15 protein-coding genes are annotated in these 11,966 nt (G+C 51.6%); 12 read left to right on the top strand and 3 right to left on the bottom strand.

What is annotated here, in order from left to right; all coding sequences use genetic code 11:
• Positions 1 to 38: 38 nt before the first annotated feature.
• The 11 genes from QEH52_RS12535 (at position 39) to QEH52_RS12485 (ending at position 8,316) form a co-directional block, all read left to right on the top strand.
• Complete coding sequence (locus QEH52_RS12535; protein ID WP_308950884.1) at positions 39 to 308, top strand: BMC domain-containing protein; 270 nt, start codon at positions 39 to 41, stop codon at positions 306 to 308.
• A 26-nt stretch (positions 309 to 334) separates the two neighbouring features.
• Positions 335 to 613: a BMC domain-containing protein gene (locus QEH52_RS12530; protein WP_308950883.1), complete on the top strand. Its 279-nt coding sequence runs from the start codon at positions 335 to 337 to the stop codon at positions 611 to 613.
• Positions 614 to 706: 93 nt separating this feature from the next.
• Positions 707 to 1,891, top strand: coding sequence for an acetate/propionate family kinase (locus QEH52_RS12525; protein ID WP_308950881.1), 1,185 nt, complete (start codon positions 707 to 709; stop codon positions 1,889 to 1,891).
• A gap of 64 nt (positions 1,892 to 1,955) precedes the next feature.
• The gene (locus QEH52_RS12520; RefSeq protein WP_308950880.1) at positions 1,956 to 2,261 is read left to right on the top strand and encodes a BMC domain-containing protein; all 306 of its coding nucleotides are present in this window, start codon (positions 1,956 to 1,958) and stop codon (positions 2,259 to 2,261) included.
• A 6-nt stretch (positions 2,262 to 2,267) separates the two neighbouring features.
• Positions 2,268 to 2,582, top strand: a complete 315-nt coding sequence (locus tag QEH52_RS12515; protein ID WP_308950879.1) for a EutN/CcmL family microcompartment protein — start codon at positions 2,268 to 2,270, stop codon at positions 2,580 to 2,582.
• A 19-nt stretch (positions 2,583 to 2,601) separates the two neighbouring features.
• Positions 2,602 to 4,044, top strand: coding sequence for an aldehyde dehydrogenase (locus QEH52_RS12510; RefSeq protein ID WP_308950878.1), 1,443 nt, complete (start codon positions 2,602 to 2,604; stop codon positions 4,042 to 4,044).
• A 45-nt stretch (positions 4,045 to 4,089) separates the two neighbouring features.
• A complete protein-coding gene (locus QEH52_RS12505; RefSeq protein ID WP_308950877.1) occupies positions 4,090 to 4,353 on the top strand; it encodes a EutN/CcmL family microcompartment protein in 264 nt (87 codons plus the stop codon).
• Positions 4,350 to 4,655 (top strand): EutN/CcmL family microcompartment protein, encoded by a 306-nt coding sequence (locus QEH52_RS12500; RefSeq protein ID WP_308950875.1) that lies wholly within the window; start codon positions 4,350 to 4,352, stop codon positions 4,653 to 4,655. The genes QEH52_RS12505 and QEH52_RS12500 overlap by 4 nt, the downstream gene beginning before the upstream one ends.
• Before the next feature lie 162 nt (positions 4,656 to 4,817).
• Positions 4,818 to 5,915: a class II aldolase/adducin family protein gene (locus tag QEH52_RS12495; protein ID WP_308950874.1), complete on the top strand. Its 1,098-nt coding sequence runs from the start codon at positions 4,818 to 4,820 to the stop codon at positions 5,913 to 5,915.
• A 74-nt stretch (positions 5,916 to 5,989) separates the two neighbouring features.
• Positions 5,990 to 6,988, top strand: a complete 999-nt coding sequence (locus tag QEH52_RS12490) for a malate dehydrogenase (protein ID WP_308950872.1) — start codon at positions 5,990 to 5,992, stop codon at positions 6,986 to 6,988.
• A gap of 95 nt (positions 6,989 to 7,083) precedes the next feature.
• Positions 7,084 to 8,316 carry a zinc-dependent alcohol dehydrogenase gene (locus QEH52_RS12485; RefSeq protein WP_308950871.1) on the top strand — a complete coding sequence of 411 codons (1,233 nt, stop codon included), beginning with the start codon at positions 7,084 to 7,086 and terminating at the stop codon, positions 8,314 to 8,316.
• A gap of 9 nt (positions 8,317 to 8,325) precedes the next feature.
• Here the strand turns inward: QEH52_RS12485 and QEH52_RS12480 are convergent, their stop codons facing one another.
• From QEH52_RS12480 to QEH52_RS12470, 3 genes are all read right to left on the bottom strand, one after another.
• Entirely contained in the window at positions 8,326 to 8,928 is a 603-nt protein-coding gene (locus QEH52_RS12480; protein ID WP_308950870.1) for a flavin reductase family protein, read from the bottom strand.
• 93 nt (positions 8,929 to 9,021) lie between these two features.
• The gene (locus QEH52_RS12475; RefSeq protein WP_308950868.1) at positions 9,022 to 9,726 is read right to left on the bottom strand and encodes a prepilin-type N-terminal cleavage/methylation domain-containing protein; all 705 of its coding nucleotides are present in this window, start codon (positions 9,724 to 9,726) and stop codon (positions 9,022 to 9,024) included.
• A gap of 137 nt (positions 9,727 to 9,863) precedes the next feature.
• A complete protein-coding gene (locus QEH52_RS12470; protein WP_308950867.1) occupies positions 9,864 to 10,613 on the bottom strand; it encodes a hypothetical protein in 750 nt (249 codons plus the stop codon).
• 542 nt (positions 10,614 to 11,155) lie between these two features.
• Between QEH52_RS12470 and QEH52_RS12465 the strand changes: the two genes are divergently transcribed.
• The gene (locus QEH52_RS12465) at positions 11,156 to 11,956 is read left to right on the top strand and encodes a hypothetical protein (protein ID WP_308950865.1); all 801 of its coding nucleotides are present in this window, start codon (positions 11,156 to 11,158) and stop codon (positions 11,954 to 11,956) included.
• Positions 11,957 to 11,966 lie beyond the last annotated feature (10 nt).

Below are 11,966 nucleotides of genomic sequence, written 5' to 3'. Positions count from 1 at the left end.
GCGTTTAATTCAAACACAACACACAACCCACAAATATTATGAGTGAATCCATCGGATTAGTAGAAACAAAAGGTCTCACCGGCTCGATTGAAGCCAGTGATGCTATGGCAAAGGCGGCCTCGGTTAGCCTTGTGAAGCAGGTCTCCATCGGCGGCGGTTTTTTGACTGTTCTCGTTAAAGGAGATGTTGGCAGCGTGAAAGCAGCTGTCGAAGCGGGAGCCGAAGCGGCTAACCGTGTTGGCGAACTCGTCGCCTCCCACGTCATTGCGCGTCCGCACGATGACTTGTTGAAATACTTTGAAGCATAACCCTTAAAATCGGGAGATATATTATTATGGCAAGACAAGCAATTGGAATGATCGAATGTAAGGGGCTCGTGAGCCTCATGGAAGCATGCGATGCCGCACTTAAATCAGCCGACGTCGCAATGACTGGCTACGAAAAAATTGGTTCCGGTCTGGTCACAGGCTTCTTCACAGGTGATGTCGCTGCAGTTAAGGCTGCTGTTGAAGCCGGTGCAGATGCTGCAGGTCAAATCGGTGAAGTGGTCGCTGTGCAAGTGATCCCTCGTCCACACGACGATCTTAGTAAACTCGGTAATTGGATCGCTTAAGCGAGCTCGCTCGGTTTATCAGTTTTTCGGTTTTCAGTTCTCCAGTTTATTTACGGGGAACTGGTTAACTGAAAACTAGTTAACTCAAAAGATATGAAGATTCTCATCGCAAACCTTGGTTCCACCTCGTTCAAATATCGCCTCTTTGATATGGACGAAAGCAACGCCGCGCAACTCGCCAGTGGTGGGTTTGAACGCGTTACTGACTATACTCGCTGCATCGAAGAGATGTTAGAAAGTCTAGTCGGGGAGGGGCATCTTCAATCTGGCGAAGAAATCGATGCCGTTGGTTTCAAGACCGTTCTCGGTAAAGATCTCAGTGGTTGTGTCACCGCGGATGCGCGCGTCCTTGAAGCACTTGAAGGCTTCAAGGAAGTCGCGCCCGCCCACAATCCAGCTTATGCCGCCGGCATTCGTTGCTTTGCGGAAAAACTACCAACTGTCCCGCGGGTCGCGCTCTTTGAGACGGCCTTTTATCAATGGATGACTCCAGCCGCTTACAACTATGCGATTCCGCAGGCTTGGCGCGATTTGGGCATCCGTCGTTACGGCTTTCACGGTGCCAGCCATAAGTTTGTGGCCGAGCGCTCCGCTGAAATGCTCGGTAATGAAGCCATCGCTGATCGTGTGCGTCAACTCTACGTCGACGGACCCGGTGAGTATGACGGCGCTCCCTTGCGCGTATTGTCTTGCCACCTCGGTGGCAGCAGCTCCGTGACAGGGATTCAGAATGGTGTCGCGATCGGCGCCAGCATGGGCTTTAGCCCACAAGGCGGCTTGCCGCAAAACAATCGTGTCGGCGATCTGGATTCTATGGCGATCCCTTATGTCTGTAAGATGTTGGGACTCTCCGTCGAAGAAGCAGAGCGTCAGCTCAATAAAGAGAGCGGCTTGCTCGGGCTTTCCGGAGTCAGTAACGACGCTCGCGATATTGGCGAAGCCATCGAAGAGGGGAACGAAAATGCTCAACTTGCGATCGATGTATTGATCGATAGCATACGCCACTGGGCAGGCTCCTTCTTCTTTAAAATGGGTGGCGCCGAGGCGATCGTGTTCACTGCCGGTATCGGCGAGAATGATGCCGATCTGCGTGCTGCAGTCTGTGCCGGACTCGAAGGTTTCGGAGTGCAAATAGATCCTGAAGCGAATGCGAAAGCAATTCGCGGAGCCGAGGGCGTGATTAGCACACCCGACTCCAAAATTAAAGTGCTCGTTATACCTGCCAATGAAGAGCTCGTGATCGCACGAGAAGTCTTCCGGAAGGTGCAAGCCAGCTAAAACTCCTCTACCTAACTTTCCTACAATCTAAATTCAGATAAAAAACATCAACCTACAAAATATTATGGCTAAACAAGCAATTGGAATTCTCGAAACTAAAGGACTCATCGGTCTCGTGCAAGGCACAGACGCTATGCTCAAATCAGCAAACGTTGAACTCGCCGGCCCTATGAAGGGCGTCGGTAGTGCACTTGTCAGCGCAGTTGTTACTGGCGATGTGGCTGCAGTCAATGCTGCGATTGAAGCGGGCGCCGAAGCTGCAGGTCGCTACGGCGAAGTTGTGAGTGCACACGTGATCGCACGTCCTCACGAAGATGTTGAAAACGTCGTGCCTGCTCTTAAGTCCGCTCCCAAGCGCGCTGCTAAGTAAACTTCGATGTATCTCGCAAAAGTCATAGGATCCGTCGTGTCGACGAAAAAGGATGAGTCCATGCGGGGGCGTAAGCTCCTCATGGTTCGCCCGATGCTGGTCGATCCAGAGGATACCTCTAAATTCAAGCCAGGCAGCAATACTATTATTGCAATCGATACGCTTGGAGCTGGTGAAGGGGAACTGGTCATGCTCGCGCAAGGCAGTTCTGCTCGCCAGGCCGAAGGCTTGAAGCAACTCCCCGTCGATGCTGCCGTCGTCGGACTGGTCGATACGGTCAGCATTGGAGGTCAGAAGACTTACGAAGCTAGAAACAGTTAATAAATAGAAAGAACTTTATATGAGTCAGTTGAATGAAGCCGCGATTCGCGATGTAGTGAGTGAAGTGCTCGCACAGCTCCAGTCTAAGGGATCGATCGGTATGCCTACGATCCAAACACGCCCCGGTAAGCACGGTGTCTTTGATGACGCCGACCAGGCCGTCGCCGCTGCACGCAGTGGCTTCGAGCAACTCCAGAAAAAAGGTTGGGCTGCTCGCACTACGATTGTCAATCTGGTGAAGAAGATGTGTGTCGACAGCGCTGAGCGTTGGGGCGACATTGAGTATAACGAGACCAAGATCGGTCGTCGTGCGCACAAGCCCTTGAAATTGCAAGGCGTGCAGAACGTGCTCGGACCTGAGTTCCTCGTGCCTCAAGGCATGAGTGGTGACTTCGGTATCACTATGGATGAAGCCGCTCCTTGGGGCGTTATTGTCGGGGTCACACCTCTGACTCACTCGGTGCCTACAATTGCAGGTAACATCATTAACATGGTGGCTGCCGGCAACTCCGTGGTCTTTAACCCACACCCAGGTGGCGCTGCCGTGGCGGCTCTGGCGATCAACGAAATCAATGAGGCAATCAAAGCCGAAATTGGTATCAGCAATCTGGTCTGCACTATTGAAAAGCCTACGCTTGATTCTTTCAATTCACTCTGCTCACACGAGGATGTCGATCTGCTCTGCATCACTGGTGGCCCCGGTGTCGTGGATGCGGCGATGAAGACTGGTAAGCGCGCGATTTGTGCCGGTCCTGGTAACCCGCCTGTAGTGGTCGACGACTGCAATGCGCTTGATTTCGATCGCGTCGCTCGTGACATCATCACCGGTGGTGGCTTCGACAACAACCTTCTTTGCATTGCAGAAAAGCAAATCATCGCAGTTGCCGACTCTTATCAAAAGACACTCGACGCCATGGTTCGCCAAGGTGCGGTCTTGCTCAATGCGCAACAACTCGAAGCTATTAAAAAAGAAGTCTTTGACTTCAAAGACGGCGTCGGCTGCGGCAGCCCAGTGCTCAACCGTAAGTGGGTTGGCGCAAACCCTGATGCACTCGCTCGCATTGCGGGGCTTAATATTGACTCCAGCGTTGAAATGCTGATTGCGGAGACAGATGCCAATGACCCATTCGTTCAGGAAGAACAAATGATGCCCTTGCTTCCAATCGTGCGTGCCAACGATTTCAGTCAAGCGCTTAGCATCGCCAAGCAATCCGAGCATGGTGACAAGCACTCTGCGATGATTCACTCCATGAATGTTGAGCGTTTGACACAGATGGGGCAGGAGATGGACACCACTATTTACGTTAAGAACGGTCCATGTGTGGCTGGTCTCGGTATGGGCGGCGAAGGCTTTATCAGCTACTCGATCGCTACCACCACTGGTGAAGGTATCACGACTCCACGCACGTTCACCCGCTACCGTCGCTGCACTTTGGTCAATAACCTAAACATCGTTCGATAGAGGGTTTTATTCCTCATTCTTATTTCCTAATTCTTAATAATTGTAATGATACTCGCCCGCGTAGATGGCCATGCTGTGATCAGCATCGGTCACCCCAGCCTCAAGGCTCAAAAGATCGTGCTCTGCACACCGATCGATGAGCATGGGGCGGACGCGGGATCGCCCTTCGCCGCACTCGATCCGATCGGAGCGGGGAAGCATGCACGAGTCTTTATTACCACCGATGGTTCGTGGACACAAAATTCCGTTCACGATGATACTTCACCCATACGCAACCAAGTCATGGGCTTGGTCGACGACGCAGAATGAAAATAGGTAGAGTCATCGGGAATCTAACACTCAGTCACGCAGACTCTGGTTTGCGTGGCGGACGTTACATTGTAGTGGTGCCACAAGGGGCTAAGGAATTAACAGGAGAAAATCCTACTGGCTTGTCCGATGCTTGGACGCTCATTGCTTATGACAATCTCGGTGCTGGAGTCGGAGACGACATTCTCTACGTCGAAGGAGCCGAAGCCATGCAGCCCTTTGAGCATCGCACGCCACTCGACGCGATCAGCGTCGCACTTCTCGACCGTTACCATTATGAGCCGCCTACTGGCAGCTCATAACGGCAGCAGTTCACCAGTCACCTGTTTACTAGTTACCAGTTTAAAAAACAAATTGCCTCACTGAAAAACAGATAACTGAAATCCAGATTACCAAAAAATTTTTTAACTTCAAAAATCCAACCGAAAACCGACCACCTGAAAACTGGTCAACCCATTCATATTATGAGCAAACTCTACACCGCAAACGATCTCGAAAAAATGATCAAGCAAGGCCAGTGCCTGAGCACTGTTCCCGAAAACGCGAAGCTCACGCCGATGGCGCGCGACCTTATGCGGAAGCATAAAGCCAAGCCAGGCGCTGCCGCCGCGGCCCCTGCGGCTTCTGCTTCAGGTGCGCCACGCATCCACACTCCAGAGCTGCCCGATGCCGAGTATAACTGGAAGCCAGGCGGCGATCCTAAGACTGCGGCCGAGCTTGAAAAGTTCTTTTACTCTCCCGAGATTCAAGCGATCAAAGAGCGCATGTGTGGCATCGGTAAGCGCATTTGGAGTAAGGGCTACGTCGATGGCAACGGTGGTAACATCACGGTCCGCGTAGGCGACAACATGGTGCTGTGCACACCGACACTCATTTCTAAGGGCTTCATGACCGCGGATGATATCTGCATGGTGGATCTCGACGGTAACCAAATCGCAGGCACACGCCCACGCACTTCTGAGGTGAACACACACCTTGCAATCATGAAGGCCGAGCCTAAGGCAAAGTCTTGCGTGCACGCGCACCCTGTATACGGCACCGCATTCGCGGTTGCTGGAGTGGTGCCACCTGCTTGCTTGATTCCTGAGCCCGAAGTTTTCCTCGGTGTGATCGGTCTTGCTAGCTACCAAACTCCAGGTTCACCTGAGAATGCCCGCGAAGTAGGCGCACTCGCCAAGAAGCACCAGTCTATCCTGATGCAAAATCACGGTGTGATTTGCTGGGGTAAGGATGTGGAAGATGCTTACTGGAAAATGGAGAATACGGATGCATTCTGTCAGACAGTTGCCGTCACGATGCAAATCGGTGGTCCTAAGCAATACGGTCCCGATAAGCTGAAGGAACTAATCGAGATTCGTAAGAAGCTCGGTATGCCTGATTCTCGCCTTGACGAGTTTAAAGAGTGCGAACTCTGCGACGCGGGTGAAATTACCGTACACACCCAGCCTCAGCCAGCTGCTTGTGCTTGCAATGTAGGCAGTGCACCTGCAGCGCCTGCAGGCGAAGCAGATGAAGCACTGGTTAAGAAGATCACCGATATGATCATGCAAAAACTCGGCTAGCGGAGAGCAGTTCATCTGTTATCGGTTTTAATTAGCCGATAGCTAGTTAACCGAAAACCAAACAACCTTTTTTTATGAAATCTAAAACACCTATCCGTGTCGCCGTTACAGGCGCAGCTGGTAATATCGGCTACGCTCTTCTTTTTCGTATCGCATCTGGCCAAATGTTTGGGCCCGATCAACCGGTTGCTCTCAACCTGATCGAGATCGAACCTGGAATGGCCGCACTTAAAGGTGTCGCAATGGAGCTCGATGACTGTGCATTTCCACTACTGACGGAAATCGTGCAGACCTCCGACCTAGCAGTTGGCTTCAAGGATGTGGATTGGGCGCTGTTGGTCGGTTCTGTTCCGCGCAAGCAAGGTATGGAACGTGCCGATCTGCTCGGTATTAATGGTAAGGTCTTCGTCGGCCAAGGCAAAGCGATCAATGACAATGCAAAGCCTAGCGTGCGCGTTGTGGTGGTCGGTAACCCTTGCAACACCAACTGCCTGATTGCGATGAAGAGTGCGCCAGACATTCCTGATAATCAGTTCTTCGCGATGACTCGACTAGACGAGAACCGTGCTAAGACACAGCTCGCTCAAAAAGCCGGCGTGTCGGTGAAGGAAGTTTCCGAGCTCTGCGTATGGGGCAACCACAGCCCCACGATGTTCCCAGATTTCTACAACGCCAAGATTGGTCGTTTGAAAGCTACAGCCGTCATTACCGACGAATCTTGGTTGCAAGATACCTTTGTGCCGGTCGTCGGACAACGTGGCAAAGCAATTATCGAAGCGCGTGGGGCCTCCTCTGCTGCTTCGGCAGCCAATGCGGTCGTGGATACCGTGCGTGACTTGTGCACACCCACCCGTGGCGATTTCCATAGTGTCTGTGTCATCTCCAGTGGTGAATATGGCTCGCCCGCGGGTCTCATTACTTCGATGCCGATCAAAGTCGATGCCATCGGTAAGTGGCGCGTCGTAGAAGGCATTAGTCTGACAGATTATGCCAAAGAAAAGATCGCTGCTTCCAATCAAGAGCTGCTGGACGAGCGTGAAATGGCTTTCGCTCAACTCGGGCTCAGCGTCTAGGCGCCGTGTTTCATTTTTGATCCACTCAGGCACCCGGAATGGGTGCCTTTTTTTTCCTTCTCAAGAATTCACTGTAAACCTGGAAAACCTATTTTATGAACGTAAGTAAAGAGCAAATTGATCGTATTGTGCGAGAAGTCATTGCAGGCGTTGGTGCTCAGAACGAAGCCGCACCCGCTACACCCGCCGCACCCACCACATCGAGTCCAGCAGCTAAGACCGCCCGCGCTGCGGTGCTGGTAGAGCCACGCAAATTTGAAATCAAAGAATTCCCGATTCGTGAAATCGCAGACGATGAGATTCTAATCAAAGTCGAAGCCTGTGGCGTATGCGGCACCGATGTGCATTGCTACAAGTCTGACCCCTTCGGCCTCACACCGAATGTGCTCGGGCACGAAGGTACGGGGGAAGTTGTGAAGGTCGGCAGCGCCATTAAAATGGACAGCGTCGGCAAGGCCGTGAAGGTGGGCGATAAGATTGTGACCAGCCTATTGGAAACTTCGCCCGACTGTTTGGTGGCCAAATACAACCCCGCCAAAGCCAATTTGAGCGATGATCTTAAGGTCTACGGCCTCTTGCTCGACGAGCCCGATAACCATTTAAACGGCTACTTTGCGGAATACATGATTATCCGGCCTGGCTCCTCTTTCTTCGTGGTCAACGACATGAGTGTCGAGCTACGTTGCCTGATCGAGCCCGCCGCCGTTGTCTGCCACGCCTTGGAGCGTGCCAAGAGCTGCAGTAGTAATCGCCTGAATTTCCGCACTCGCGTGGTGGTGCAAGGCTGTGGCCCCATCGGTTTGCTGATGATTGCAGTGCTGCGCGCGCATGGCGTGAATAACATCATCGCACTCGATGGAAATCCTGAACGTCTCGAAATCGCTCGCAGCATGGGAGCCGACGAGGTGATCAATTATAAGGAGTATTCCGGCATCGATGAGATCGCTGAAAAGGTCAAGGGCCTGACCAAAGGCCTTGGTGCCCACTGGGGCTTCCAAGTGACCGGTGTGCCCGCCGCGCACGCCAATCTCTATAAATTGATTCGCCGTGGTGGCGGCATTTGTGAGGTCGGTCACTTCGTCGATGGTGGCGAGTGCGCGATCAATCCGCACCGCGACATTTGCGCCAAGGAGATCTCACTTGTTGGCAGCTGGGTGTATAACAGTTTCGAATACCCCAACGCCTATCACTTCCTGCAACGCGCTGAGCGTATCGGGTTGCCGGTTTCCACTTTGATCACTCATAAGTTCCCACTGGATCAAATCGACGAAGCCATTCAAGTGAACCTACGCCAAGAGGGCATTAAAGTTGTCGTTGAAGCGAAGTAATTCCAGCGATTACTTCGGACGCTCCATTTCGAACAAGTGATCTGTTTGACAATACCAACTCGGAGAGGCCATGCGGCCGATCGGTTGGTAGGCGTCGACATTGATGTGCTTCGTTTTCGGATCCAGAATGCCCTCATGCACATGCACACGTTGCACAATGCCCAGCACCACACGGTTGGAACCAATTTCAATCGTGCTGTGCTGACGGCATTCCAGGGCTGCGGGCGCTTCACGTATCCAAGGCACGGAGACGCTTTCACCCGCTACCAAGCTTAGGCCGAGACGGTCGAGCTCGCTTTCGCCATAGGGTAGGGAGGCTGCGGTGGCATTCATCGCCTCGGCCATCGAGGCATCCACTAAGTGGATGACAAATTCGCCATTTTCACGGATATTGCGCGCGGTGTCTTTGGGCACACCTGCTGCACGGTCTCCAGGTGCGAAGGCAACTAGCGGAGGATTGGAGCCAAATACATTAAAAAAGCTAAAAGGGGCTGCGTTGACCACAGTTTCAGCATTCAGAGTCGTTACCCAGGCAATCGGGCGCGGAGTGACTAGACTGGCTAAAATTTTGTAAGCGTCTGCGGCATCTTTATCGATTAAATCAAAGGTCATCCCGTGGTCTTACTCGGCGGGAGAGCATTTGACCAGCCAGAACCCTCGCAGATCCTCCTGAGATTTGAAGTTTCGATGCCGGTTCGTCCTAAACTAGAACCACATTTTGATGCCACCAATTTGCATGTGCCGCTCGCTGAGCTCTTCCCAGGGGATCCATTCTACGTGTCCATCTCTGAAGCCAGCATGGGAGCCCGTGGGCTCGCCGGATGCATCGTGGTGGGTGACTCCTGTGCCCCATTCGCCGCCCATTTGGCGCGTTAAATCAACCCACAGATGTTGGTAAGCGCTTTCGTCGGTGACTCTTTTTGCAAAGGGTGTCAGCTCTTCGCTGATTTTCTCGCTTAAGACTGCGCTGTTGGCCCAGTTGTTGTCGTTGCCCATATATAGATAACCAGCGACTTTAGCAGTTTCGGAGTATTCCCAAAAATTTTCAGCGTCCCAGTCTGGGTTGGAAGAGGAGTAAAATGTATCTACAGATAATTGGTATGTGTCTCGAAAGGACTCCAAGTTGTCGGCATCAAACCAATAAGGATTATTGTAAGTGGATTGATGCAACTCGGGTAGGACTCCGTTTTTAAAGGAAGCCTCTTGTAGGGTGGCGGTGAGTAATGCCCGAATGTTGGATACGCAAGCGACGCGATCTCCCCGCTCTCGAACGTGTGCGATGGCTGGGAGAATCACAGCTATGAGGATCGCGATGATGGCGATCGATGCGAGCAGCTCGATTAGGGTAAAGGCCTGTTGTCTTCGCTGGTTTCCGATGAGATGTGGTGTGTGTGTGTGCTTTGGTCTCATTCTACTTGGTCTCAGGTGGCTGTGTGGTTCCTCTTTTTGTCGCGCGTATGCCTTGAATGGGGCTCGGACTGTAAGACTGCGCGGGATGCTTTGCATCCCGCGCAGTCAAATAAATTTCTGTAATTGCTGTTAGGCTGTTACGAATTTTTCTGTTTGCGTCTTAGAGAGACGGCTGAGCCTAAGGATACGAGCGCGAACACGAAGGCCATTGAGGAGGGCTCCGGGATGACTACACTGCTCGCAGTGAGACTGATGTTGTCTATGCGGTGGGTGCGATCGGTCGCGGAGGAATTATCGTAGAAGTAGAAGCGAAACTCAACATCTGAGGTCAGATTTTGAAATTCAGTGAGGCCCGCCAAGTTGATAGATTGTGCTACGGTCGTGTTGGCATCGGTAGTGGTCGCGCCGTCGATGGTGTAGGTTCCTAGCAATTCTCCTGCAGTTGCGAAGCCGTCGAAGCTGCTGAGTACGGACACGCTAAAGTCCAAAGAGGCCGCTGTGTTCCACCAGCCTTGGTCGAAGTCGAGTGATTCTAAGCTGACTGAGGCGCCAGCTGTCTCTACGTCGAGGGTGAAGGACTGGTAGTCGTTGCTGCTGATGGCATCATTTAGGTTGGCAGCCGTTTGAAATGAGAAAAAGAAGGCATTGTCGGAGGAGCTGCTGGTTCCAGAGTAGGACGTAGTATTCGGTGCAACTGTCGCTACATAGTCACCGGCGATTGTGGCAGTTTCGGTGTCGCTGGAGCTGATGCTTCCGCCATCAAAGCTGTACTCAGCGACAACGGTGGACGCAGAGCTGCTGTTTACCAAGGCTCCGATGGATAATAAGGCGACGAATGCAGAGAGTTCCCGTTGCTTGCTTATGTGTGAGCTGATTTTTGTATTCATGAGTAGTATTCTTATTTCCTTGTTTTTTTGTTTTTTCATACAGGAACCCTGGTGTTCCTTTAACAGATTCATCACAGATTGCGTGTGTCTGTCAAGCTGACATTCGCAATTTTGCAGTTGCGTGGAGCTTAGCATTTTCCTTGCCAGGACTTTATTTTGATCAAATTTTGATCTCTGAGTCGCTTTAATTCAATGTGTTTGCTGTCGTGGCTTATGTTTATTGTAGCTGCTGTTGGGGGCCTGCCCTGGCTGCATATGTTGTGTCATGTTTTTGCTATGTGTGCTTTTTTTTGTGGTTTGTGGCTGTCTGTGTGGGCTGCTCTTTCTTTGGCCGGGCTGTTTGTGTTGTGCTTGTTGGGTATGTATTTTATATCTTGCTTTAGAAGATAGTGTTACAGTTTATTAGATGGCTTCTTTTGTGGATGGATTGAGGGCTGTGATCGTTTGAAATTCTTCGTTGGATTGTTTTTTTGATTCAAATGATGAAATGCCATTGACAGGACATCATTACAGATGTGATACAGTTGTGCAGTGTAACTTGTATGAATATTATTATTATGGATCAGATATTTGGAATTAAGTGGCGTTGTGCGGTGGACGCGGTTGTGGATCGCTTGTGTCTGCGTGGTCAGAGACATGGTGTTGGGCGTGGGAAGTTGCTCGCCTCTTCGTTGTGCCTGTTGGTGTTGGGCGCTGGTGCCCATTCTCAAGTGCTGCTGTTGGATGAGGATTTTTCTCGTTCAGCGAAAGGTACTTATTTAGAGCACTCTTCCGAATCTAAGTGGCTCGCAGAAGAGGGGCGCTTGATAATTGGTAATGGGCGTTTGCTCAATGGTCAGGCGCTCGGTTATGCTCCGAATCGCACCTGGGCTAATCAGATTTATTCGCGCGCCATCAATGCGACTCTTGCGCCTGATGAGGCAGTTGAACTTAGCTTTTCGGCTGCTGTGAAGACGGATGCTTCGCCAGAGTTTTATATATATGCAATGCGTCTCTACGATGGAGATGACTATGTGCAAATTCAGGTGAAGGGTGGGGAAGATCGTCCAGCTGTTGTTTTGGAGAGCTTCGTCGGTGGGCGTAAAGTTCAGTCTGAAGGGCTGAGTGCCTCTTATTATGAAGAGTCAGAAGGGGCGGGGCTGGTTGCTGTAGCGATGTTAATTTCCGATGGATCTGCTCAGGCCTATTATGATCAAAGCGGCACGGGGAATTGGCTGCCGATTGGGGATCCGATTGGCTGCCGTTTGAGCACCTTGGATCGTTTGCAATTGCGCTACTATGCAATGGGTTTTTGGAGTGCGATGGACGATCTAAAGGTAGCCATCGGCAAGCCTGCAAAATAAGTAAAATAGG

The organism is Thalassobacterium maritimum (assembly GCF_031127805.1).
Taxonomy (GTDB): Bacteria; Verrucomicrobiota; Verrucomicrobiia; order Opitutales; family Coraliomargaritaceae; genus Thalassobacterium; species Thalassobacterium maritimum.
The sequence above is the reverse complement of the archived record's forward strand: the minus strand, read 5'-3'. Positions and strand labels throughout refer to the sequence as shown.